The 23,345-nt window shown below is 66.3% G+C and carries 21 protein-coding genes; 4 read left to right on the top strand and 17 right to left on the bottom strand.

Translation table 11 applies throughout. The features are described 5' to 3' along the window. Positions 1–6 precede the first annotated feature (6 nt). The 4 genes from FOC40_RS02450 to FOC40_RS02435 form a co-directional block, all read right to left on the bottom strand. On the bottom strand, positions 7–2,709 hold the full coding sequence (locus tag FOC40_RS02450) for a hypothetical protein (protein WP_003795827.1): 2,703 nt from the start codon (positions 2,707–2,709) through the stop codon (positions 7–9). A gap of 20 nt (positions 2,710–2,729) precedes the next feature. Beyond that, positions 2,730–3,467 (bottom strand): ABC transporter ATP-binding protein, encoded by a 738-nt coding sequence (locus FOC40_RS02445; protein ID WP_003795830.1) that lies wholly within the window; start codon positions 3,465–3,467, stop codon positions 2,730–2,732. Further along, positions 3,464–4,072, bottom strand: a complete 609-nt coding sequence (locus FOC40_RS02440) for a PadR family transcriptional regulator (RefSeq protein ID WP_003795831.1) — start codon at positions 4,070–4,072, stop codon at positions 3,464–3,466. The genes FOC40_RS02445 and FOC40_RS02440 overlap by 4 nt, the downstream gene beginning before the upstream one ends. Positions 4,073–4,463: 391 nt before the next feature. Further along, complete coding sequence (locus FOC40_RS02435) at positions 4,464–4,640, bottom strand: hypothetical protein (protein ID WP_003795833.1); 177 nt, start codon at positions 4,638–4,640, stop codon at positions 4,464–4,466. A 67-nt stretch (positions 4,641–4,707) separates the two neighbouring features. Between FOC40_RS02435 and FOC40_RS02430 the strand changes: the two genes are divergently transcribed. Both FOC40_RS02430 and FOC40_RS02425 read left to right on the top strand, forming a co-directional pair. Further along, entirely contained in the window at positions 4,708–5,586 is an 879-nt protein-coding gene (locus FOC40_RS02430) for an aldo/keto reductase (protein WP_003795835.1), read from the top strand. Between the two features lie 19 nt (positions 5,587–5,605). Further along, a complete protein-coding gene (locus tag FOC40_RS02425; protein WP_003795837.1) occupies positions 5,606–6,925 on the top strand; it encodes a DUF4921 family protein in 1,320 nt (439 codons plus the stop codon). Between the two features lie 26 nt (positions 6,926–6,951). On the opposite strand, the gene FOC40_RS02420 is transcribed toward FOC40_RS02425, so the two are convergent. Further along, positions 6,952–8,244 (bottom strand): ABC transporter substrate-binding protein, encoded by a 1,293-nt coding sequence (locus FOC40_RS02420; protein WP_003795838.1) that lies wholly within the window; start codon positions 8,242–8,244, stop codon positions 6,952–6,954. A gap of 140 nt (positions 8,245–8,384) precedes the next feature. On the opposite strand from FOC40_RS02420, the gene FOC40_RS02415 reads away from it, so the two are divergent. Further along, complete coding sequence (locus FOC40_RS02415; protein ID WP_003795839.1) at positions 8,385–8,663, top strand: DUF4235 domain-containing protein; 279 nt, start codon at positions 8,385–8,387, stop codon at positions 8,661–8,663. Positions 8,664–8,693: 30 nt separating this feature from the next. On the opposite strand, the gene FOC40_RS02410 is transcribed toward FOC40_RS02415, so the two are convergent. Continuing rightward, positions 8,694–9,062 carry a sterol carrier family protein gene (locus FOC40_RS02410; RefSeq protein ID WP_003795841.1) on the bottom strand — a complete coding sequence of 123 codons (369 nt, stop codon included), beginning with the start codon at positions 9,060–9,062 and terminating at the stop codon, positions 8,694–8,696. A 99-nt stretch (positions 9,063–9,161) separates the two neighbouring features. On the opposite strand from FOC40_RS02410, the gene FOC40_RS02405 reads away from it, so the two are divergent. Then, positions 9,162–10,070, top strand: a complete 909-nt coding sequence (locus tag FOC40_RS02405) for a hypothetical protein (RefSeq protein WP_003795843.1) — start codon at positions 9,162–9,164, stop codon at positions 10,068–10,070. 240 nt (positions 10,071–10,310) lie between these two features. On the opposite strand, the gene FOC40_RS02400 is transcribed toward FOC40_RS02405, so the two are convergent. From FOC40_RS02400 to FOC40_RS02350, 11 genes are all read right to left on the bottom strand, one after another. Next, the gene (locus FOC40_RS02400) at positions 10,311–11,078 is read right to left on the bottom strand and encodes a CDP-alcohol phosphatidyltransferase family protein (RefSeq protein ID WP_003795847.1); all 768 of its coding nucleotides are present in this window, start codon (positions 11,076–11,078) and stop codon (positions 10,311–10,313) included. 1,604 nt (positions 11,079–12,682) lie between these two features. Beyond that, positions 12,683–15,040, bottom strand: coding sequence for a phosphoribosylformylglycinamidine synthase subunit PurL (gene purL, locus FOC40_RS02395; RefSeq protein ID WP_003795851.1), 2,358 nt, complete (start codon positions 15,038–15,040; stop codon positions 12,683–12,685). Positions 15,041–15,109: 69 nt separating this feature from the next. Beyond that, a complete protein-coding gene (gene purQ / locus FOC40_RS02390) occupies positions 15,110–15,817 on the bottom strand; it encodes a phosphoribosylformylglycinamidine synthase subunit PurQ (protein WP_003795853.1) in 708 nt (235 codons plus the stop codon). After that, the gene (locus FOC40_RS02385) at positions 15,814–16,095 is read right to left on the bottom strand and encodes a phosphoribosylformylglycinamidine synthase subunit PurS (protein ID WP_009054370.1); all 282 of its coding nucleotides are present in this window, start codon (positions 16,093–16,095) and stop codon (positions 15,814–15,816) included. The genes purQ and FOC40_RS02385 overlap by 4 nt, the downstream gene beginning before the upstream one ends. A gap of 64 nt (positions 16,096–16,159) precedes the next feature. Further along, on the bottom strand, positions 16,160–17,161 hold the full coding sequence (locus tag FOC40_RS02380; RefSeq protein WP_003795856.1) for a phosphoribosylaminoimidazolesuccinocarboxamide synthase: 1,002 nt from the start codon (positions 17,159–17,161) through the stop codon (positions 16,160–16,162). A gap of 19 nt (positions 17,162–17,180) precedes the next feature. Beyond that, positions 17,181–18,515: a phosphoribosylamine--glycine ligase gene (gene purD, locus FOC40_RS02375; RefSeq protein WP_003795858.1), complete on the bottom strand. Its 1,335-nt coding sequence runs from the start codon at positions 18,513–18,515 to the stop codon at positions 17,181–17,183. 92 nt (positions 18,516–18,607) lie between these two features. Then, positions 18,608–19,645: a hypothetical protein gene (locus tag FOC40_RS02370; protein WP_003795861.1), complete on the bottom strand. Its 1,038-nt coding sequence runs from the start codon at positions 19,643–19,645 to the stop codon at positions 18,608–18,610. Continuing rightward, entirely contained in the window at positions 19,635–20,669 is a 1,035-nt protein-coding gene (locus FOC40_RS02365) for a vWA domain-containing protein (protein ID WP_003795864.1), read from the bottom strand. Before FOC40_RS02365 ends, FOC40_RS02370 begins: the two co-directional genes overlap by 11 nt. Position 20,670: 1 nt before the next feature. Then, positions 20,671–21,687 carry a vWA domain-containing protein gene (locus FOC40_RS02360; RefSeq protein ID WP_003795866.1) on the bottom strand — a complete coding sequence of 339 codons (1,017 nt, stop codon included), beginning with the start codon at positions 21,685–21,687 and terminating at the stop codon, positions 20,671–20,673. After that, complete coding sequence (locus FOC40_RS02355; protein ID WP_003795867.1) at positions 21,684–22,196, bottom strand: hypothetical protein; 513 nt, start codon at positions 22,194–22,196, stop codon at positions 21,684–21,686. The genes FOC40_RS02360 and FOC40_RS02355 overlap by 4 nt, the downstream gene beginning before the upstream one ends. Positions 22,197–22,450: 254 nt before the next feature. Further along, on the bottom strand, positions 22,451–23,305 hold the full coding sequence (locus tag FOC40_RS02350; RefSeq protein WP_003790882.1) for a class C sortase: 855 nt from the start codon (positions 23,303–23,305) through the stop codon (positions 22,451–22,453). Positions 23,306–23,345: the final 40 nt, after the last annotated feature.

Here is a 23,345-nt window from a genome sequence, read left to right as displayed (position 1 = left end):
AACCGCCTAGTTGATGCGGCGGATGCGCTTCTGGTGGCGGGGCGTCAAGATAATTGCAACGAGGGCGCACAGGATCGGCATGCCGATCAGCATGCCCAGCAGGGCTCCCCAAGGAATGATGGGGCGCAGCGTCGTCGTCAGCGTCGGGAATATCCCCGAATTCGCGAAGGTGATGACGGCCAGCACGCCCACAACGAGGCCGGAGAGCACAGCCGTCGGAATCGCGTTGAGCGCAAGCACCACACCCTGCCACGTGGTGACGTGGCGGCGCATCGAGGGAACAGCACCGATCGCATCGAGGGTGTCGAGGTCCGGGCGCATATCCGAGGAAGACAGTGCCACCACGAGGGCAACCGTTGCCGCAGCCGCAACGACAGCAATCAGGGCGGCAACGTACGGCAGAACCAGCGACCGCATCGTCGGGGCAATCACCTGGGCGGAGGCACCGGGAACCTGACGTGCAATCGTCGTCTGGAAGGTGGGCGCGTCCACCAGATTCACCGGCTTCTCGACGGTGAGGAGCTCACCGAGCGGCACGGCGCGCAAGCCGAGGGCCTCGGAGGCCTGCGGGGATAGGACCATGACGTTGATACGCGTGAGGGGCGAGGCCGGGAAGGTCATCGTCCTTTGGACGAGAGCGTCCGGCAGGTCATCATCGGAGGCACCGGCGGCCTTGGCGGCAGCAATCGCCGACATGTCGAGGCTGCGTAGGTCGGCCTGACCGGCGCCGTTAACCAGCTTCGGGTCGGGCACGAGGACGCCCCCGGCGTTCAGGGTTGCGATCGCTCGGACCATCTCGTCCTCGTTCAGGTAGCCGGCCTCGCGCAGGTAGGTGCCGTCATCGACGATGTAGGCGACGTCGATCTCCGCCATCGTTCCCATGTCGTTGCGCATCGTGAGCGTCGACTTGTCGATGGGGTTCACGGCCTCGACCATGGTCTCCGGGCCGCCCGGGCCGCTGTTCCACGCCATGCCGTTCATGATGGCGCTCGAGGTGACCGTGCGCTCCGCATCGACGACCTGCTGGGCCGACTGAAGCAGGTTACGGGTGCGCGTCACCGAGTCAGTCTTATCGACCGTCGAGAGGAAGACCTGCCCACGCTGTCCGGCATGCGGGCGTGAGTTCCAGCCGGCCTCGTTCGACGAGGACAGGGTGATGAGTAGGCCGCAGGCGACGAACACGGTCGTCAGGATCGAGGCCATGGCGGGGAACGTGCGGTGGCCGTTACGCACGGCGTCGCGAAGCGCCAGGCGCATGCTCATCGACGCGCGACGATTGGGCACTCGCCAGCGGGTGAAGATGTAGGGGATCGACCCGATGAGGCCGGCCTCGAGCAGACCGACACCAACGACGAGGGCGAGCACCCACCCGCGCCAGGCGGCGATACCCAGCAGCGGGAGTCCGGCCAGCAGCGCCAGGGGGTAGATCATGCGACGACGCACGAGGCGGGAGGGCTCCCACACGCGCCCCCCGATGACCGCGGACGTGTTGATGTGCGACGAGGTGTGCGCCGGCGACACGGACGCCATGAGGGACAGCAGGATCGGCAGGAGCACCGACAGGGCCAGCGGCCACCACGGCACGATGCCGATGCCGAGGCCCGACCAGATACCGATACCCACCATGCCGCACGCGGATAGCGCGACGGAGACAAGCCCCGAATACAGGCCGATGACGAGGCCATGGGCGATCGTCAGGCGACGACCGTCGGACTGGTCGCCGCCGTTGGCGACGATCATGGCTGCCGTGCGCATGACCGATCGCTGTGCGACGGTGTAGAGCGGCGAGATGAGCAGGATCATCTCGGTGAGGATGAGGAGGATGCTTGCGACCAGCAGAAGGTACTGCCAGGGATTAGTAGCCCGATTGTTTTGGTCGACCTCGTACTGAGCCAACTGGGCAGGAAGAGCCGAAGCGTCCGGCGGATCGGCGAGTACCTGTCGCGACACGACAGAGAATCCCGACTGGTTGATCTGGTGGACATTGTCCCAGGTCACCGGAGTCGGGCCGGTGACGAACCACGCCGTCTGCGTGCGTCCTGCCACCGCAAGACGGTCAATCTCGAGCGTGCCCTCACCGATGATCGCCCGATTCGTACCGGGAATGATCTCGTCAATGACGATGCTTCCCGTGAGGTCCTGAGTGGTGCGATCCTTGGCGACAGTCAGCGACAGCGTGAGCGTATCGCCCACCTCGGCCTTGAGTGCCCGCGCGACGTCATCCGAAATGACGGCGTGGTTCGCAGCGAGCGCACCGCTCTTTCCACTCGCATTCACGCGTGGGGCATCCAGCGTTGCCGTCTGGGTGCCTGAGTCAACCGTGTACCCCGTTCCGTCCTGCGTCGTCAGGTGGAGCTGGTAGAGGGTGTCGACGGCGATCAGTTGGTCCCCAGCCGGCACCCAGTTGGTGAGGGTGCTCTGGGTGACCGTCACTTCCTCATCAGAGGCCGTCTTCGACAGGAAGTCAGCGGTGATGTCTTGCTCGATGGCAGTCGACGAGCGGCGCAAAGTGACCGCCTGAACGTCGGAACGGTGGCCGAGCCACGACGCTGCCTGGTAGCGCTGAGAGGTCGTCACGTCCCAGAACGTGATCGAGCCGATCGCGATAATGATCGGCAGCGAGATGAGAAAAACCGCCGTCAGCGTGCGCCCCAGGCTTTGGCGCGCATCACGAGAGGCGATGCGGAGTACTACTCCCCATCGCCTCATTCGTGTGTTGAGTCGACTCATCAGATCCTTGGTGCAGTGTCTGCCAGCAGATCCCTCAGTGAGTCTCCGCGCGAGCGGTCGACGATGCGACCGTCGCGGAGGAAGACTGTGCGATCCGCCCATGCGGCCATTCGGGCCTCATGAGTAACGAGGATACCGGCTGCACCCGCATCAATATGGTCACGCAACACCAACAGGATCTGGTCACTGGTGTGCGAGTCCAGCGCGCCCGTCGGCTCATCCGCAAGAATGACCGAGCGGCTACCCACGAGGCCTCGGGCGATCGCGATGCGCTGACGCTGACCACCCGAAAGACGCTCGGGGAAGCGATCCGCAAGCTCGGCGACGCCGACCTCTTCGAGAGCAGCCATGGCGGCCTCGCGCACCTTCGACGGGCTGACGCCGTCCAGCTGCAGCGGCATCTCAACGTTTTCGAGGGCCGACAGGGACGGGATCAGGTTGTAGTCCTGGAAGACGTAACCGATGGAACGGCGACGCACCGCAGCACGGTGAGCCGCATCCATCGTGGCCATATCGACGCCGTTGATGAAGACACTTCCGCGCGTCGGACGCTCCAGTCCGCCAGCGATCGACAGCAGGGTCGACTTGCCGGATCCAGAAGGGCCCATAACAGCGAGAAGCTCGCCGGGGGCGACCTCAAGGTCGATCCCGTCGAGCGCTCTCACTCGGACGCCGTCGGCGCCGAACTCATGTCCGACACCCGCCATCCTGATCGGTAGCGGCACAGGCTGGCTCATCGCACCCCGGCATGCTCCGAAATGCCAGCTTCTGCCTGAGCCCAGTTCATCGAGCGGCCCTTCGCGGCAGCGAAGGCGGCGCGACGAGCGGCCTCGGAAACAGCACCGGACTCGATGTGATCGAGCCAGTTGAGCTCGGCCTCGAGGTCGAAGATGTGACGCTCCAGGATGAGCTTCCACGCGAGCTCGCCCTCATCGGCCGATGCCTTCAGGCGGGTGACATCACGCAGGGAGCCCAGGGTCGAGCGACGCTGGGTCTGGATCATGGCCTCGACGTCGACCGTGGGGTCGGCGGCGGCCACGGCGAGCTTCATGACGAGCTCATCGCGTTCGGGGTGTTCGCGAGGAACGGGGGTGGACCACCAGGCGTTGAGGACATCGCGACCGGCATCGGTCAGCTCAAAGACCTCGGAATCACGGCCGGCGTTGGTCTCGGCGTGAGACACAACCTGGCCGTCGCGCTCAAGGCGCTGCATCGTCTGGTAGACCTGGCCGATATTCAGCGGCCATGCTCCGCACGTCTGCTCCTCGAACATCTGCTTCAGGCGGTAGACCCCGGCGGGCTGCTGCGCAACAAGCGCCAGCAGGGCATTGCGAACCGACATAACTCTCCGTTCGTTGTCTGGACGTGTAGACGATCGTGGTTGAACAGTATCTATCGTACGCGAATTTTGCACTTAGAGCGGGGAATTGACGGAGGGTTACCTAACATAAAGTCTACCGCCTGATTAGACAGGAGTCCCCGAATTTTCGCGCTATATCACAGATATTGACCGTTATACGAATTTAAGAATCAACCACATTGCAGACGCTATTCAAGGGTTTTTCAGCGACATTTCAGCGCTTCTCTACTCACACGGTCAGACCCCTCAAAAGAGAGGACCGCGAGCATCCAAATCCAGGAAAACGCCGCAAACAGACCAACTGACCGCCAGGACAGAAATAATTTGTCACCCGACGTTCTCAGACTGTGAGATCTGCGGTTCAGGAGTTGGACTACTCGGAGAGAACATCCTCGATATTTTCCCAGAGCACCCCCGGCGATGAAGGCGCAGTAACCGCCCAGAACTCACCATCTGCGCTCGCCAGCAGGGGCATTTCGTCGGGGTGCAGGTCAGTGAATTCAACACCGGCCAGCACCTCGCAGACCTCCTCGCACTCCAGCCCGCTCATATCGAAGACGACAGCGACCGCAGCGCGTGCGGGAGGCTACACTGGGAACGACTAGGAGGATTCACCGATGAACACCCCGCTTCCCGCCGAGAACGCCCCGGCCTCGTCCCCGATTCCAACCTTTATGCTCCCGACGGGATCACCCATCCCCGTGCTCGGTTTCGGCACCTACAAGGTCGCGCCCGAGGACACGTACGGCGCGGTGAGCCGCGCCCTCGAGGTCGGGTACCGTCATATCGACACCGCTCAGATGTACGGCAACGAGGCCGAAGTCGGGGCGGCGCTCGAGGCATCGGGCATCGCGCGCGAGGACCTGTTCATCACGACGAAGGTCGACAACTCGAACCACGAACCCGATCGGGCAGCCGCATCCATCCGGCGCTCCCTCGAGGACCTGCGCACCGACTACGTGGACCTCCTCCTCGTGCACTGGCCGCTGCCCACACTCTACGGAGGCGACGTCGCCCTGCCCTGGCCCGCCCTCGAGGACGCCTTCAACGCAGGCGGCGCACGCGCGATCGGCCTGTCGAACTACGAGCGCGAGCACGTCGAGGCAGTCCGCGAGGTCGCGACGGTCGCCCCGCACGTCCTCCAAGTTGAATCCCACCCCTTCTTCCCCAACGCCGACCTGCGCGCCTACGCACAGGGACTCGGCATGGTGTTCGAGGCATGGTCCCCCTTGGCGCGCGGACGCGCGGTCACCGACCCGACGCTCGTCGAGATCGGCGCTGAGCTCGGCGTGGGACCAACGCAGGTCACGCTGCGTTGGGCGCTGGATCGCGGCCACGTCGTCTTCCCCAAGACCCTGAGTCGTGAGCGCATGGCCGCCAACTTCGACGTGTTCTCCTTCTCGCTGGATCCCGAACAGACCGCACGCATCGACGCTCTCGACGCGGGCGAGTCCGGTCGCATGGGGTCACATCCGGCCACCATGGACCGACTCTGAGGACGGGTACGATACAAGTATGGCTTCCAAGCTCACGCGCGCCGACCGCGCCATCGTTCGACTGGCCGACGGTACCGTTAAACAGCAGAACCTCCTCACGGGCACAGAGGTGTGGACCGTTCCGGGCCGCAGCAACCGGCCCCTCACCGCACCGCACACGGATCACAACCCCATCGACCACGAGGCCGACGGACACCACTGCGCGTTCTGTTCCGGCCGATACCTTGAAACCCCGCCCGAAAAGTCGCGCCTGGTGCGCCACGAGGACGGGTCCTGGGAGCAGCTGGACGCCCTCGGCGCGGATCAGCTCGGCGACACGGTCGCAGAATTCCGACGCATTCCTAACCTGTTCGAGATCGTCTCCTACAACTACTGGCATCTCAACCACGGGCACGTCCCCTCCGAGGACGACCGTCGCCGCATGGCCCACTACCTGGCCTCGGACGCGGGCTACGAGCACGTCATGAACGTCGTCCGCTCGCGCATGTTGGCCTCGGGCATGAGCGAAGGCGAGTTCGCAGCCACCAGCGAGACCGCGCGCCTACAATCCGCCAACGGCTTTTTCTCCGGCGGGCACGACCTGATCATCGGCAGGCGCCACTTCGTCGACGGCGCCACCGAGGCCCACCAGCTGGCCGGGTCCGGCACCCTCACCCCCGACGAACATGAGCAGTACACCGCCTACACAGCCCGCTCAATGCGCGACCTGTACGACCTGGATCCCGCGGTCCGCTACGTAGCGACATTCCAGAACTGGCTGCGCCCCGCGGGCGCGTCCTTCGACCACCTGCACAAGCAGCTCGTCGCGATCGACGACATGTCCGTACAGACCGAGGCCGAGCTGGAGCGCCTGCGCGCCCAGCCCGACATCTACGACCAGATCTTCACGGTCGCAGCCACGCGCAAGCTCCTCATCGCCCAGAACGAGCACGCCGTCGCCTTGGCTGGCTTCGGGCATCGCTTCCCCGGCATCGCAATCTGGCCCCTGGACGAGCCGAAAAACCCGTGGGAGGTCAGCCCCGAGGCCATGCGGGGGATCTCAGATATCCTGCACGCCGCGCACGCCGCGACGGGCGTGGAGGTGCCCGCCAACGAGGAGTGGTACCACCGCCCGCCCACCGTGTCCACGCCCATGCGCTGGCGAATCCTGCTCAAGTGGCGCATCTCGACACTCGCGGGTTTCGAGGGTGGCACGCGCATCTACCTCAACACGATCGACCCGTGGAAGGTCGTCGAGCGCACCGTACCGCGCCTCCTCAAGCTGCGCGAAGCCGGCCTCATCGCCCCCATGCGCATCGGAGAGGAATGCAAAGTCAGCCCCGCAATGCTGCGAGGCTGACTCCAAAGGAATGCGTCCGGCGGGGATTACTCCTCGTCGTCGCTCGAATCCTCATATCCCGTGTCGGCCGCAGGGTTATCCGCGGGAGCCGGCTCCGGTTCGACGTCCTGCGTGCCCGGATCCGTCACGGGATCGGGAGTACTCGGCGCGGCCGGCGCCGGGGAGGCCAGCGCCGAGGTCCACGTGGCCAGCCATGCGCTCATCGCGTCGAGGGAACCGACGGTCTCGTCGGCGACGATCGGGTCGCCGGTGATGCCCATCAGCCAGCCGGCCTTCGTGTCGGCTGCGAGCACACCATCGATCGGGTAGACGGCACCCGTCGTGGCCAGGGAGCGCTGCGCGGTTTCACCCTGCAGCCACGCGATCAGGGATTCTGCACCGTCCGACGCGGGCGAGGACGTGGGGGCCGCGTACATGATGCGAGCGATACACGTCGAGGAGATCGCAGTGCCGTAGGAATCGGCGCCCGTATTCGTCGCTGCAGCGGCCGCCAGCGAACGCGGGGCCACGATCAGCGGATACGCGCCGGAAGAACCCGCGGAGGCACCCGCGACCTCGGACAGGTAGCCCTCGGACACGTGCGCGCCGGCCGTCCACGCGGCGATGGCACCACCCAGGGAGGAATCCACACGCGGGTTGAGGGACTGCGCGAAAGAACCCAGTCCCTCGCCCGTCTGCGCGGCTGCCTCCTGCACGAAGGCGCGGCCCACCGACGACGAGGCCGGGTCCGGGACCGTCAGCAGCGCGCGGATACGCGGCGAGGTCAGATCGCCGAACGAAGTCGGCAGCGGGCGGCCGTTCGCACTCATCCACGACTTGTCGGCGATGACGCACACGTCGTCGCGGCCGTAGGCGATCGCCGCAGCGGCACCGTCCACGACCGTGCCGGCAAGCGTCGCAGTATCCTGAGGCGCCGAAGCGGCGATCGTGCCCGCCGCAGTCGCCTGCAGGGCGTCCGCTCCATCCAGGCCGAGCACCACGTCCACGCCCGCCTTTGACAGCGCATCCACACCATCCACCGGCACCGCCACAACCGTGAAGCCCGTCGCCTTCGTGAACTCCTGCGCGGTCTCCATCGGCAGCTGCGCGCCACCCACCAGGGCGACGGTCAGCGTGCCCGAGCCACTACGAGGAGTCGGAGCGTCGATCGTCCCATGCCCCGCCGTGCTCGACGAGGCGCGCGCGCTCTGGCCAGGAACGATCGGCGACGCAAACGGATCCCGAGGCGCACTCGAGGACACGGACGGCGTACAAGCCGCCACCGTCGTCGCCGCAACAAGGAGGGCAGACAACGCAAAAACAGAGCGGGCGCGAGCCATAAGGAATCCTTCAGCCGGGAACACTACCGTCCAAGCATAAGACAGGGTACCTGTGGGCCTCGCGCAAGAGCGCCGCGTGGGGCATCATGGAAGCGTGCGCACGCGCACAGGGACAACCACCCCCACACCAGGAGGCAACCATGGATTCAGCCACCATCGAAAAGCTCGCCACTACCGCCGTCATCGCCGGAGCGGCCTTCGCCGCCTCCAAGGTCTTCGAAGTCGGCTGGAAGGTCGCCACCGGACGCCCCATTCCCGCCGAAGACTCCGACGACGTCACCATCGCTTCGCTGGTCCTCTTCGCGGCCACCTCCGCCGCCATCGCGGCCGTCGCCCAGCGCTACGCGTACAAGGGCTCACAGAAGTGGCTTGCCCCTAAGCTCGAGGCGCGCTTCGGCGTGCCCCAGCTCGAGGCCTGAGCCCCGCAGACCGACGCCCCTCCCCTGCGTTCACACGACCGGCAGGAGGGGCCCCAGGTCCGTGCGCTCCCCCGACGCGCTGACGCGGGAGGCAGCCACGGCCTCGTCCCACGTGAGAAGGCCGCACGCGAGCGACAGCCACGTGCGCGCGTCGGTCTCCACGACGGCGGGCGGCGTACCGCGCCGGTGCGTCGTCCCCGGCAGGATCTGCACCGCGCCGGCGGGAGGCACGCGCACCTCGACCGCTCGGCCGGGATGCGAGATACCAAGCTCCTCGAGGGTGAAGCGCACCGCCGTCAATACGACCGCACGCGCAGGCTCCTCGCCGCGCTCCACAGCATCGCGCCACGAACGCAGCGCCACCATCCCCTCACCGGGGTCAATCCGTCGTTTCGCCATACCCCGATTCTACGCGGCACTGCCACCCCGTCCCCGGGCGTGCATTCCGACCGCCTTGTCAGGCACAATGGATACATCACTTCCGACGAGAGGCCACCCGTGACCGACATAGCTTCCCTGATTACGCTACGTTCGATCCTCGACATCGAGATCGCACGCAGCTACCAGTGGGACGCGGCCACCATCATCAAAGTCTCCGGCGTTGACCGCGCCGGCGACCTTACGACCCGGATCGTCGAATATCCCGGAGCCCTCGCAGACATCGCCACCGAAGGCTTCTCCCCCCACTCCGCCGCAGGACACGCGCTCTCCCACGAACTCCACGACGCCATCCAACGCCGCGTCCGCCTGTGGATCGCTGAAATACCCACCGAACAGCTTGCCCGCCTGCGCGAAGCCCTCGGCGACGACGTCATCCACGACGCCGGCCAGCCACGCGACGGCTACACCCCCATCGCCCTGTCTCCCCTCGAGCTGCTGGAGCACTGGGCGGCCGGCACCGACGAGCAACGCGAATTCATGCGCGTCGCCATGGCCGGACTCGACACGCTCACGACCTCGTCACACGCCACCCACGCCTCGCGCGCCGTCGGGGCATCCATCATTGAGCGCTCCGCGTTCCTCCGGCTGTGCCGCAACCCCAAATTCATCGCCTACGTCGTCGTCCTCGTGTATTCGGTGGCGCGAGCCGTGCCCGTCATGTACGTCCCCCACTTCCACGGCGACTGGCGCATCCTGTGGGCCATCGACATGATCACCGCCATCCCCTACACGTGGGGCCTCATCGAAATGGTCGCCGGGCAGAAGCTCTGGCACCGCGTCGTTGGCGCGATCACCGCCGCCATCACCTTCATCGCGCCCTACGTGTACTTCCTCATGTACGGGCGCCACGCTCCCCCCGGCGTGTGGACTGCCATCGCGCTGATCTTCTTCGGCGGCATCTTCCTCGAAGTCTTCCGCTACCAGCGCGACCGCGCCGTCAAGAAGGGCCTTGCAGAGCAGCTGTAGGCACGCCGATGCGGCTGCGTCCAGCTGGCGCTCCGGGTGCCGGAGGCCTCGGCCGCCCGCGAGACTTGGCAGCCTCACTACGTTCGGCGCCGCGTGTCGAAGCCCACCCCGGCCTCGTTCCTCTGAGACCCGCCCTATCCTCGCGTGGCATCAGTGCGCACCCGTTCATCGACCTTGCATGACGACGTCCCCCGAGCGCAATGCCCGGGGGACGTTCGTATTCGTTCGCGGCGCGCGAGATTACTTGTCCTCACCGGTCGCAGTGCGGATGAAGCCAGCGATCATGAACCAGCCGCCGCCAACCCAGAACAGGATCAGAGTCCACAGGGGCTGGACCGGGTACACGACCACCAGGTACGCGCACGCGACGATCCACGCGGCCGCACCGATGATGTTCGGGATCTGGAAACGCTTCACACGCGCCGGGTGCGTGTAGTGCAGCGGGACCAGCGTCATGATCGCCAGGAAAATCGTCGCGGCGATATTGACCCACGCAGGAGTCTGAAGCACGTACATGACAATCGCAACGCAGTTCCACGCCGCCGGGAAACCCACGAAGTAGTTATCGTTCGACTTCTCTCCGTCGTTCGCGTAGCAGAATACAGAGGAGACGATGATGACAACCATCATGATGACCGGAAGCGGCTTGGGCCCAAACGGCAGATACACCGCCATAAAGAGCGCCGGCAGGAACGTCCACGTCAGGTAGTCAACGAGGTTGTCGACGACGCCGCCATCGAACCAGGGAATGACCTGACGGACTCCGACCTTGCGGGCCAGCGTGCCGTCAACACCGTCAACAATCAGGGCGATGACGAACCACAGCCACATCATGGGGATGTTGTTGTCGAGAATCGCGAACAGCGCGAGCGTCGCCCACACGAGCCCGGAGATCGTGAACGCGTGCACCGCCCAGGCGGCAATCACGCGGCCCAGGCTGGGTTTGCTGGCACTCTCAGACGAGGCCTGGGCCTGCTCAGTTGTAGTGGGGACGTTTTGCTCAGGCACGGGCAGCTCCTGTGATGGTGGATAATTTCCGCCCCTCAGTATGCCAAAGATTGGTGGGCTTTTGGTAGCACTTCGACCAAATGGCACGCGTTCGGGGCGTTCTCACAGAACACGGTGGACGCTGCTTCTGTTCACCGTGACATTGCTTCATGACGCTTCGCACCGGTACTCGTTGGTGGCTGGAGTACCTGGGCGTATGCGCGGGGGCGTGCCAGCTCACTTGCGTGCGCTCGGGTCGAGCAGGTGGCCGCCTGGGCCCTTTGATGCGCACGTTAACCCACCTGGTGGAGTGTGGGCGGCTGCGCCCAGCTGCCAGTAGCTGGGTTTAGCTGCGCATTGACGGGTTAACACTGCCAGTAGATGGGCCCAGCTGCCATCGCTGCCTGCACGATCGCTCTCACCGCGGCACGAGAAGCTCTCACGAAGCAGCTGAGCCACATGCACACCCGCGAATACGCACGCAGGCCCGATGACCTGCACGTGGGCCCGATGGTTTTCATGTGGGCGGCGCCGCCCACATGTATGTCTAGTGGTTTACGTGCGTATCAAGGGGTTCGCGTGCGTATCAAGGGGTTAACACGTATGTTCAAGGGTTTAGGCGCGAAGAACACGCCACGCCCGGCATCGTTGTGCCCAAATCGCAGACCACCTCGGCGAAAACGATGTAACGGGCCGTTGTGGGCGGGGTGGTCTGCTCTTCGGGCGTTACACCGCCTCAAACAACCAACTCACCGACGTGAGACGGGGGCAATAGCATCATTAGAGCTGCGACACGCCGGGCATACAGCGCCCGCCACCTTCTAATGCTGCAAAACCCCCACCGCCACAGGTCTGGAGGCCGTCCCGAAGCCTGCGGGGCCTGGCTGCGGTTCCCACAGACGATAGAAGCCGGGCAACAGTGCAGAAGGACCGTACCACGACGAGACAAAATTAGCCCAGCACCAGCTATCACCACTCGGTCGCACGAAAAAACTCGCCCAGCACAGCCGCTCCAGCGGCTCTTCCGCGAAAAACTCGCCCAGCGAGCACAAAAACGCCAAATTTGGGGTATTTTGAGCGCGCAGGGCGAACTATTTCGCGCCCAAATGAAACCGCCACCACCTTTGCTAGCTCGTTCACGGGTACGCATGAAACCAGCGACACCTTTGCTCGCCCACAATGCAGCAAAAACACACGTTTCGAGCGAGCAAAGGTAATGGCGGTTTCACCCACGCACAAAGACCGGGCCGCAAAGGTATCACCGGTTTCAGCCTGGCAACGCGTTGCACCGAAAAGGCAAGCAATGCGGCAAGCGAGGTGTGGACGCGACACCTGTGCGGTGGCGACGGGGCCTGACCGGGCTCCGAGACGACGCGTCAATCAGCGACCCGGCCCCACCGGTGTGGAGGGCGCCGGAGGGACCGGAGGGCACGGGCGGGCTTCGAGACGCGGCGCCGAGCGAAGCGAAGTCGCCTAGTCTCGCGGGCGGCCGGGCCCGACAGTGCCCGGAACACCAGCAGCGCTACAAGCAACACAAGCAGAGCCACAGATCAAGCACCAACACAGCACAGGGGCGCGGGCCCGCAGGCCCGCGCCCCTTGGCGCTACAACTCAGACGCGAACGCTCAGAAGTACGTGCGTCCGGTGTCGCTCAGCTCGCGCAGCTCGTCGATCGAGGCGATCCAGCCGCAGCCCTCGCCTTCGGCGGCGAGCAGGTCCACGCCGCTGATCGCTAGCATGTCGCCGCCCGTCGTGCCGATACGCACGGCGTCCACGCCCTCGGCCTCGGCGGCCACAAACACGGCCTTGACGGCCGCCTCGGGCACCGCGACGAAGGCACGGGCCTGGGACTCGGACAGGAGCATCTCGTGGTCGCCGACGCAGTCGCGGCGGGCGGCCCCGGCCACGTCGAAGACGCCGCCGATGCCGAAGCGCAGCGCAGAGTCCACGAGGGACTGCACGAGGCCGCCGTTGGACAGGTCGTGTGCGGCGCGCACGAGGGGTCGTCCGTCCGGACCGTCGGCGGCGCTCAGCGCGCGCACGACGTTACCGAGGGCGACCTCGGCCTTCAGGTCAACCTCGGGCGGCAGGCCACCGAGGTGCGAGCGGGCGATGCGCGCCCACGCGGACCCGTCGAACTCCTCGCGGGTGGTGCCCAGGAGGATGACGGCGAGGCCCTCTTCGGTGAAGCCGGAGGGGTTGGCACGCGTGACGTCGGGGAGGATGCCGAGCATACCGATGACGGGCGTCGGGTTGATCGACGAGTTCGGCAGGCCCTTCTCGGTGCCGGACGAGTTGTACAGCGACACGTTGCCGCCGGTCACGGGGATCTCGAGCTCGATGCAGCCGTCCGCGAGCGCGGTCATGGCGGTCACCAGCTGCCACATGGCGTCCGTGTCTTCGGGGTTGCCGAAGTTCAGGCAGTCCGTGATGGCAACGGGCTCGGCGCCGACGACGGCGACGTTACGGTACGACTCGGCGAGGGCCTGGCGGGCTCCAGCTGCCGGGTCGAGCTTCGTGTACCAGCCGTTGGCGTCGGTCGACAGGGCGACACCGAGGCCGCTTTCCTCGTCGATGCGGATGACGCCCGCGTCGTCGGGCTGGGCGAGGGCGGTGTTGCCCTGCACGTAGCGGTCGTACTGGTCGGTGACCCACGCCTTGGAGGCCTGGTTGATGTCGGAGAGGACTGCGCGCACGTCGGCGATCAGCTCCTCGCGCGTAGCGGGACGCGAGAGATCCTCCGAGGTGGCTGCCTGCAGGTCGTCCTGCCACGCGGGGCGCGCGTAGGGGCGGTCGTAGACGGGGCCCTCGTGGGCGACGGTCTTCGGGTCGACGTCGACGATGCGGTGGCCGTGGTGGTCGATCGTGAGGCGGCCGTCGCCGGTCAGGTGGCCGATGACCGCTGCCTCGACGTCCCACTTGTCGATGATCTCGAAGAAACGCTCGCGATCCTCGGGGGTCACGATCGCCATCATGCGTTCCTGGGACTCGCTCATGAGGATCTCGCCCGCGGTAAGCGTGGGGTCGCGCAGGAGCACGTTCTCGAGGTCGACGTGCATGCCGGAGTCGCCGTTGGAGGCCAGCTCGGAGGTCGCACACGAGATGCCCGCGGCGCCGAGGTCCTGGATGCCCTGGACGACGCCGGCCTCGAACAGGTCGAGGCAGCACTCGATGAGGACCTTCTCCATGAAGGGGTCGCCCACCTGGACGGAGGGGCGCTTGGCGGGCATACCGTCTTCGAAGGTCTCGGAGGCGAGGATGGAGGCGCCGCCGATGCCGTCGCCGCCGGTGCGCGCGCCGAAGAGGACGACGAGGTTGCCTTCGCCGGTCGCGTTGGCCAGGTGGATGTCGTCGTGGCGCAGCTTGCCGATGCACAGCGCGTTGACGAGAGGGTTGCCCTGGTAGGAGGGGTCAAACTCGGTTTCGCCGCCGATGTTGGGCAGGCCCAGGCAGTTGCCGTATCCGCCGACGCCGGAGACGACGCCGTGGACGACGCGCGCCGTGTCGGGATGGTCGACGGCGCCGAAGCGCAGCTGGTCCATGACGGCGATCGGGCGCGCGCCCATGGAGATGATGTCGCGGACGATGCCGCCCACGCCGGTGGCCGCGCCCTGGTAGGGCTCGACGAAGGACGGGTGGTTGTGAGACTCGACCTTGAAGGTGACGGCCCAGCCGCCGCCGATGTCGACGACGCCGGCGTTCTGACCCATGCCGACGAGGAGGTTCTTCCTCATGGCGTCGGTCGTGCGCGCGCCGAACTGCTCGGCGAGGTGCTTCTTGGAGGACTTGTAGGAGCAGTGCTCGGACCACATGACGGAGTACATGGCGAGCTCGGCGTTGGTGGGTCGGCGCCCGAGGATGTCGCAGATGCGCTGGTACTCGTCCTCTTTGAGGCCGAGTTCCTTCCAGGGCATGTCCTGGCCGGGGGTCGCGGCGGCGTTCTCGACGGTGTCGGGCAGCTCGCGGGTGTTTTCGGAGGTCATTCGTGTTTCCATTCGAAAGGTCTGGGACGAGGCCGGGGCTCCCTCACGGGTGAGGGTGCGGTGGCGTCGTCAGCCGACGAGGGATGCGAGGACGGAACGGAAGATGCCCAGTCCGTCGGTGCCGCCGTGGTGGCTGGCGCCGTCGGGTCCGAGGGAGAGCGGGCCGAAGCCGGCCTCAGTCGCGTGCTCGGGGTGGGGCATGAGGCCGACGACGTTGCCCGCGGCGTTGGTGACGCCCGCGATGTCGTTGGCGGAGCCGTTGGGGTTGAAGTCGACGTAGCGGAACACGACGCGGCCTTCACCCTCGAGCCGTTCGAGCTCGGCGGGGGCCGCCTGGAAGTTGCCTTCGCCGTTCTTGAGGGGGACGGTGATGGTGTCGCCGGCGCCGTAGGCGCGCGTCCACGCGGTGTCCGCGTTTTCGATGCGCAGCACCTGGTCGCGGCACAGGAACTTCTGGTGGTCGTTGCGGATGAGCGCGCCGGGGAGCAGATGCGACTCGCACAGGACCTGGAAACCGTTGCAGATGCCCAGGACGGGCAGGCCTCGTCCGGCTTCGCGCACGATTTCGCTCATGACGGGAGCGGTCGCCGCGATCGCACCGCAGCGCAGGTAGTCACCGTAGGAGAAGCCGCCGGGGATGACGACCGCGTCGACGCCGTGCAGGTCGGCGTCCTTGTGCCACAGGGACACAGCCTGCGCGCCCGCGATTTCAACCGCGCGGGCGGCGTCGCGTTCGTCGAGGGTGCCGGGGAAGGTGACGACTCCGACGCGGGTCACTGCACGCCTCCCGCGTAACGGGCGTCGGCCTCGTCGATGGCCTCGACGCGCACGACATCCTCGATGATCGGGTTGGACAGGACCTCTTCGGCTGCCTTGCGGGCCTGGTCCAGGAGCTCGTCGGTGACGGGACCGTCCACGCTCAGGTGGAAGCACTTACCCTGGCGCACGGCCTCAAAGCTCGTGATTCCGAGCCTGGGCAGCGCCGAACCGACAGCCTTACCCTGGGGATCCAGGATCTCCGGCTTCGGCATCACTTCCACGATGATTCGCCCCACGGCGTTCCTCCTTGTGTTGTTGGTGAGGATCCCGCCGTGCATCTTGCCCGGCGGGCAAGTTTGTTTACAGGATGGGGTCCGACCCGGTGAGTCGGCGGTATGCCTCGACGTAGCGCGCGGCGGTCGCGGCGGCCACGGATTCGGGCAGCGCGGGCGGGTTGGCGCCCGAGGAGCGGTCCCAGCCGGACTGCTCGGAGACCAGCCAGTCGCGCAGGTACTGCTTGTCGAAGCTGGGAGCGACCTGGCCTTCCACCCACTGGTCGGCGGGCCAGAATCGCGAGGAGTCCGGCGTGAGGATCTCGTCCGCGAGTACGAGCGCGCCCGTGGTCACGTCGATGCCGAACTCAAACTTGGTGTCCGCGATAATGATGCCACGCTCGGCGGCGATGTCGCGGGCGGCCCGGTACAGGGAGATCGACAGGTCACGGATGGCGACCGCGAGCTCCTCGCCGATGCGCTCGACGGTCTGCTCGAAAGTGATGTTCTCGTCGTGCTCGCCCAGCTCGGCCTTCGCGGCGGGCGTGAAGATCGGCTCCTCCAGGCGCGAGGCCTCGGTCAGGCCCTCGGGCAGCTTGATGCCGCACACGGATCCGGACTCGCGGTACTCGGCCAGGCCGGAGCCGGTCAGGTAGCCGCGCACGACACACTCGATGGGGATCATGTGCAGGCTGCGGCACACGACCGCGCGCCCATCGACCTCGGCGGGCACCGTGAAGCGCGTGGGCTGGGCGCCTTCTAGGGCGCGCGAGGCCTCGGCCGGCGCCTTCGTACCCACGGCCAGCAGGTGGTTTTCCACGAGGGGACGCAGCTGACCCATCCACCAGATGGCGAGCTGGTTGAGGACCGCGCCCTTGCCGGGGATCAGCGTGGGCAGCACGTAGTCGTAGGCGCTGATGCGGTCCGAGGTCACCATGAGGAGTGCCTCCGGGCCAGCCTTCGCGTGACGCGGGCGGTCCGCCTGAGTAGCGGTCTGCGGTGCGGGGCCGACCACGGCCTCGTCGGGAGCGTAGATGTCGCGAACCTTGCCCGCGCTCAGCGGGGTCCAGCCGTGGGGGGTGGCGGTCATGATGTTCCTCAGGGGTTTCTCAGTCGAGGGTGACGACCAGGTCGGCGGGCCACGTCGCGATGTCGCTGCGGTGGTGCTCCCCGTCGAAGTGAATGAGGTCGACGCCGCGATAGGCGAGCGCCCGCGCCTCGTCGAGCGTGGCCGCTCGGGCGACGACATCGAGAACTCGGCCGCCGGAGTTCACCAGTGCGTAGGTCGGTTCGAAGCCGCAGCATCCGGCTGCGACGTCGGTCGGGTCGTCGGTGATCTCCTCAGAGGTACCGGCGTGGATGACGTGGATGCCGTCGAGCTCCTCGGCCGCTTCGATACCCGTGATCTCATGTCCGGTATCCGTGGGGCCCGGGTAGCCGCCCGAGGCCATGACGACCGTGACGGCCGCGTCCTCGCTCCACACGGGGGCGGGGACCTTGGCGAGAGTGCCGGTCGCGGCCGCGTACAGGATGGGGGCCAGCGGGGAGTCGAGGCGCTCGAGGACCGCCTGGGTCTCCGGGTCGCCGAAACGCACGTTGAATTCGACGACGCGGATGCCCTTCGAGGTCATCGCGAGGCCGCAGTACAGGAGGCCGCGGAAGGGGGTGCCGCGACGCGCCATCTCGGTGATGACGGGCTGGGCCACCTCGTCGACAATGCGCTGCGTGGCCTCTTCGGGGAGCCACGGCAGGGGGCTGTAGGCGCCCATGCCGCCCGTGTTCGGGCCCTCGTTGCCGTCGCCCACGCGCTTGAAGTCCTGCGCGGGCTGCAGCGGCACGACGGTAGCACCGTCGGCGAAACAGAAGAGGGAGACCTCGGGGCCGTCGAGGTAGTCCTCGATGACGACCGCTCCCCCGTCGCGCGACAGGCAGGCGCGCGCATGCTCCGAGGCCTGGGCGCGGTCGGTGGTCACGACGACGCCCTTGCCGGCGGCAAGCGCGTCATCCTTCACGACGTAGGGGGCACCCAGATCGTCGAACGCGGCCTCGACCTCGTCCATCGTGGTGCACGTGAAGGCGCGAGCCGTCGCCACGCCGGCATCGGCCATGACCTGCTTCGCGAAAGACTTGGAGGCCTCGAGACGCGCCGCGTCCTTCGTCGGGCCAAAAACGGGGATTCCGTAGTCCAGGACCGCATCCGCGACGCCCGCGACGAGCGGCGCCTCGGGGCCGACGACCACGAGGTCGACGTTCTCAGACGTGGCGCGACGGACGACGTCCTTCGGATCCAGGGGATCCATTGTCAGGGAGCGACCCAGCTGCTCCAGCGCGGGGTTACCCGCCTGGACGACGAGCTGAACAGGATGCTCGGGGGTGGACGTTCGTACAAGCGCACGGGCGATCGCGTGTTCGCGACCCCCGTTACCAACGAGAAGAACCTTCACGATTCAAGCCTATCGGTGTTTGGTGGCCTTCCGGGCCACCGTGGTGTTTTATGGGTGCACGTCACAGCGAAAGTGAGACGGGCTTGCGGCCCTCACCAGGCGCCGTTCGGGTTGCCGCTGCGGCGGTCATCCTTCTTGTCGCGCTGGTCCTTGTTACGCTGATCGTTCTTGTGCTGCAGCTCCTCACGGCGCTGCTTCTCTTCCGGGGTCTCGCCCTCGTAGGGGTTCGGCGAGGGGCTCGGGCTGGGACTCGGGTTCGTCTGCTGATCCTTCGATCCCTTGTCCTGCTGATCCTTCGATCCCTTGTCCTGCTGGTCCTGCTGCTGGTCGCCCTGCTCCTGGGACTGCTCCTCAGCCTTCTGCTTCTTGTCCTCGACGCGTTCCTTGTTCTGGTCGGCGGGGTTATCGGACTGGTTGCCAGACTGCTGCTGGTCACCGGACTGGCCCTGCTTGCCGGACTGGTTCTGGTTACTCGACTGGTCCTTGTTATCGGACTGGTTCTGGTCGTCAGACTGGTTCTGACTGGAATTGGAGGCGGTCTGACAGGGCGCTACGGTCTCTTCGGCTTCCTGGTAGATAGTCGCGGCATTTGCGTACGCGCCGGCGGCAGCCTGCACGTCGCCCTGAATCTCGATGCCGATCGCGAGGTTGACGCGAACGCGGCATTCGTAGGAGAAGGGCTCGAGTCGGCCCGGCTTGACCTCGGTGGCCTTGGGGACGAGGTCGAAGGCGGTACGCAGGTCCGTCACGCCCTCGTCGGTCTGTCCCTGACGCACGAGAGTGGTGCCGCGGTTGTAGTGCGCGACCCAGCGCTCGATGCCGATCTTCGTCCACGCCATCTGGCCTTCGTAGCCCGTCTGGGCGATGTTGTATTCCTGCGCCTTCCAGTGGCTCAGGGACGAGCGCGACCAGAGCGAGAGGCCGATCAGGTACGCGGCGACGCTCAGCACGATGACGAGGATCGGAATGGAGTACCACAGAGGGCGCAGCGCACGGGGGTTGCGCTGGATCTTCTGTTTGCCCGACGAGGCTTTGGTGAGCTTCGCACGAACGGACGCATCGACGGGATCGACCTGGGGCGCGCCAAAGGGGAGGAGGTCTGCTTCAGGCTGCGAGTTCTCAGATGGCATGGGAGTTCCTCAACTGTTGGGCGCGCAGCGCCAGCGTGGCACCCTCCCACGCGAGGAGAGCCCCGAGAAGGAGCGCGAAGGGCCAGATGATGTAGCGATACGTGTCTTTCAGATTGCGCGACTCGGCGAGCGTCGTCGCCTTGTCGAGCACGGAACGAGCGTGCGATTCGATCGCCGACTTGTCGGGCGAGTGCACGTAGTCGACGCCTACGCGTGAGGCGACATCCTTCAGGGCGGCCTCGTCGATCTTCGAAATGGCGATCGGGTTACCAGGCTGCGAGGAGTCGTGGATGTACTCGGGTTCACCGCCGCTCTGGGAGCCGCTGTCGCCCAGGCGCAGTACCTTCATGGGGCCACCTTCCTCGGTACCGTAGCCGAGGACGAGGCCGCCATCGATGTACTCCTTGACAGCATCCCAGTCGCTGGCCTCACCCGAGGGTGCGCTGGTCCAGTGGTTCTGGTTGGAGGTCTCGCCGTCGGAGAAGACGAAGAGGGCGCGCACGTTCTGGGGGTGGCGTTCCTTGTTTTTCTTCAGGAGCTTGGCGAGGTCTTGGGCGGGTCGGTTCACCGACGATCCCTGGGAGGAACTGGAGAGCTCGCGGTCGAAGGAATCCATGTATGAGATGACCGCGGAGGCGTCGGAGGTTAACGGCAGGTCCGTGTGGGCTCTCGAATCCCAGGACATGATGGAGAAGCGTGAGCCGGTGAGGATGTTCATCATGATCGAGATGTCGTTGCGCACGCCGTCGATGCGGGGCTTGCTGCCGTCCCAGTCCTCGGCGGCCATGGAGCCGGTGCGGTCAATGACGAAGTAGACCTCGAGGGTCGAGGTCACTTCCTGGGCCTCGCCGGGGATCGACGGGCCTGCGCCCATGATGATGACTGTGACGACGATGAGGAAGCGACGCAGAACATCCATGACGTGGCGGCGGGTGGCACGCTTGGCCGACAGGAACACGAAGAGCGCGCCGAGCACGGCGATGATGCCCAGGACAGCCAGGTGAAAGACGGGGCGAAAAATCATGTCAGAGCCTCCCGAACGCCAGCAGACCGAGCAGGGACACGACGCCGAAGAGTGTCCACCCGAGGGCGGCGCCGGGGCGGTCCGTCTCCAGCATCTTGCCAGCGGAGTCGAGTTCTTCTTTCTGTTCGGCCTCGATCTGCTTCACCACACGATCCACGGACGATGGGGACGAGGCATCGTAGAAGTCGCCGCCGGTCTTACGGACCTCGTCACGCAGCTGCAGGGCCTCGGAGCTCAGGGTGATATCCGATCCCGGGTACAGCGCGGTGACCGTCACACCCTGGCTCTTCGCGAATTCGATCGCCTCGCTCAGGTTGTAGACGCCGTCGCCGTACACCTCGTTGTCGGTGGCCAGCAGGATGGTGCGGGAACGCTGCTTGTCGTTATGGTCGAAACCCATGACGCACGAGGCCAGGCCATCGCCGACGATCGAGGAGACTTCCTGGTTCTCATCCATGACGGGCGCAAGGTAGTCGAAGAGTTCCTGCGTCGCGCTCAACCTGCCGCCAATGCGCGTCAGGCCGGTGTCGATCGTGTCCGACATGTCCTGGAGAACGTCGGTGGCCATTTCGTAGTCGTCGGTGAGCGGGAACATCGTCATCGAGTATGCGTCCCACAGCTGCAGCGAGATCCTCTCACCCTCGAAGTGGGAGATGATCTCTCGGAAAGCCCCGCCGATCTTCGAGTCGTAGGGCAGCATCGATCCGGAGGCATCCAAGCACAGGACGATGTCGCGGCTCGCAGACTTGTCATGCTTGACGTAGCGGTCGACGGGCGCGCCCGCCGACACGGAGGTCGCGATGACGGCGATCAGGAAGCAGACGAAGGCCATGGCCAGCGAGGCGCGCGTGCGACGCACGAGCGCCTGGTACTTCGGCAGGCCGCGCAGGTAGCCCGTGTTTGCCACCCACCCCTTCTTGCCCGAACGCACGCCGGCTCGACGGGCGAGCAGCCAGCCGGCGCAGGTCGCGGCGAGCACGACACCGAGGACGACGAAGATGAGCCAGGTGAATCTCATGCGTCTACCGCCTGCGAGGCAAGGATCAGGATGTCGGTGCCGCCCGCCCCCTGTGCGCCGCCGGGCAGGGAGGGTCCCCCAGCGGCGCCATCGGCGCGTTCGCCGATGAAGCTCGGCGTCTCGCAGGCCTCCAGGACGAGAGCCAGCTGGGGCCAGGTGGGGACGAGGGCGCGGATCTCCGCGACGGTGGCCACCTCGAGGTCGCGGCCGGAGCGCTCGGTGCCGAGGGCGCGCATGAGGCCGGCCACCGCCAGGTGGGTTCCGCGCTCGTCAAGTTCTCCGCAGGCGCGGCGCTGGGCGATCTGGTTGACGTAGTCGTGGTATCGGGCCCGCCTGGCCTGGGAGATGGTCTGCAGGTGAGTGACGCTGCCCTCGCGTGAGTGCCACCAGGCCCACAGACTGTACGCTACCCAGCCGAGGACGGCGAGGAGCAGTGCGACCCCCAAGATCCACATCCAGTGGGGGTATATGACGGGTTCTTGAAGGCCTTCAATGAGGTTACCGGACATTGCCGTACCTTTCGCCTGGGCGCGGGAGCGGGACGGTCCGGGCGCGATCGGTGCGAGGCACCGCCGTCGCTCGTCGTGTCATTGCACCCTCTTCCCCGTCGCCATCGGGGCGTCGGTCGACCGTGCATATTGCGGTCACACCGACGCCGCGTTCACCTGATTGTGCCACGCCGGGCGCGATAGTGCTAATGCCCGGCTCGGCGTCACCCTGCGGCGCGAGCGCCACCACGGGGCCTAATCGGCGATATTTTCTCTCATTTGTTCAGTGTTGGACGCCTCTTGGGGCGCGGCGGGTAACCGGATCGCCAGATGTACAGACCGATCAGTGAGACTCCCCCCAGGAGACCGAGCGCCCACCAGGGGAAGCCGGGGATGTCGGGGGCGGCACCCGCAGCGTCAATGTCGCGTTGCGGCGTGGGGTAGACGCGCTCCCCGGTGACGAGGATGCGGTGCGTGTTGATGCCCAGGGGGGTACACGTCACGAGCGTGGCGAGGTCTCGGCCGGGTTCGGAGCGCAGGGCTTCGGTCTCCTCGGGGTTGACGACCTTCTTGTCGAAGACCCGGTAGGTGAGAACCTCCCCGAACACCTCGAAGGTGAAGGTGTCTCCGACCTGCACCTTGTCGAGGTCGGTAAACATGCGCGCCTCGGCCAGCCCACGGTGTCCGGTGACGACGGTGCGCTGCCCCTGCCCGCCGACGGGGAGCGACGTTCCCTCCAGGTGTCCGAGGCCGCGCAGGAGCGTCTCATCGTCGGTGCCGTGGTAGATGGGCAGGTCGATGTCGGCGGCGGGAACCTTGAGCCTGCCCATGAGCCCGGAGCTGTCGGCGGCGAGGATCGCGTTGTAGTCCAGGCTCGCGTCCCCGCTTGTCCCGTCGCCGGTGGGCACGTTCGAGTTGGCCTGGAGGACGGCCCCCGAGCTCAGGGCGTCGTTGTAGCGGTGGGCGAGGGCAAGCTGCTCCGCGGCGGAGGGATCGGCCTTGCTCACGGAGTCCTCGTACTGGGCGATGATCTGGGATTGGTTGTACTGAACGATCCACGCGGAGATCGACGGGTAGAGGAAGAGGAGCATTCCCGCCAGGGCGAGGAGGGAGGGAATCAGGGAGATCACGGAGAACCTCCACCGCCGCGCGTCGCGGGGAGCGGTCGAG

The organism is Schaalia odontolytica (assembly GCF_009730335.1).
GTDB classification, from domain to species: Bacteria; Actinomycetota; Actinomycetes; order Actinomycetales; family Actinomycetaceae; genus Pauljensenia; species Pauljensenia dentiphila.
The sequence above is the reverse complement of the archived record's forward strand: the minus strand, read 5'-3'. Positions and strand labels throughout refer to the sequence as shown.

What these genes read in the sequence shown, in the direction of transcription:
- FOC40_RS02440 (WP_003795831.1), bottom strand. Translation starts at nt 4,072, where the DNA reads ATGTCGGTTCGCAATGCCCTGCTGGCGCTTGTTGCGCAGCAGCCCGCC.
- FOC40_RS02430 (WP_003795835.1), top strand. Translation starts at nt 4,708, where the DNA reads ATGAACACCCCGCTTCCCGCCGAGAACGCCCCGGCCTCGTCCCCGATT.
- FOC40_RS02355 (WP_003795867.1), bottom strand. Translation starts at nt 22,196, where the DNA reads ATGTCCGGTAACCTCATTGAAGGCCTTCAAGAACCCGTCATATACCCC.
- purL (WP_003795851.1), bottom strand. Translation starts at nt 15,040, where the DNA reads ATGACCTCCGAAAACACCCGCGAGCTGCCCGACACCGTCGAGAACGCC.
- FOC40_RS02425 (WP_003795837.1), top strand. Translation starts at nt 5,606, where the DNA reads ATGGCTTCCAAGCTCACGCGCGCCGACCGCGCCATCGTTCGACTGGCC.
- FOC40_RS02380 (WP_003795856.1), bottom strand. Translation starts at nt 17,161, where the DNA reads ATGACCGCCACCCCCCACGGCTGGACCCCGCTGAGCGCGGGCAAGGTT.
- FOC40_RS02410 (WP_003795841.1), bottom strand. Translation starts at nt 9,062, where the DNA reads ATGGCGAAACGACGGATTGACCCCGGTGAGGGGATGGTGGCGCTGCGT.
- FOC40_RS02365 (WP_003795864.1), bottom strand. Translation starts at nt 20,669, where the DNA reads ATGATTTTTCGCCCCGTCTTTCACCTGGCTGTCCTGGGCATCATCGCC.
- FOC40_RS02415 (WP_003795839.1), top strand. Translation starts at nt 8,385, where the DNA reads ATGGATTCAGCCACCATCGAAAAGCTCGCCACTACCGCCGTCATCGCC.
- FOC40_RS02450 (WP_003795827.1), bottom strand. Translation starts at nt 2,709, where the DNA reads ATGAGGCGATGGGGAGTAGTACTCCGCATCGCCTCTCGTGATGCGCGC.
- FOC40_RS02420 (WP_003795838.1), bottom strand. Translation starts at nt 8,244, where the DNA reads ATGGCTCGCGCCCGCTCTGTTTTTGCGTTGTCTGCCCTCCTTGTTGCG.
- FOC40_RS02435 (WP_003795833.1), bottom strand. Translation starts at nt 4,640, where the DNA reads ATGAGCGGGCTGGAGTGCGAGGAGGTCTGCGAGGTGCTGGCCGGTGTT.
- FOC40_RS02370 (WP_003795861.1), bottom strand. Translation starts at nt 19,645, where the DNA reads ATGCCATCTGAGAACTCGCAGCCTGAAGCAGACCTCCTCCCCTTTGGC.
- FOC40_RS02445 (WP_003795830.1), bottom strand. Translation starts at nt 3,467, where the DNA reads ATGAGCCAGCCTGTGCCGCTACCGATCAGGATGGCGGGTGTCGGACAT.
- FOC40_RS02360 (WP_003795866.1), bottom strand. Translation starts at nt 21,687, where the DNA reads ATGAGATTCACCTGGCTCATCTTCGTCGTCCTCGGTGTCGTGCTCGCC.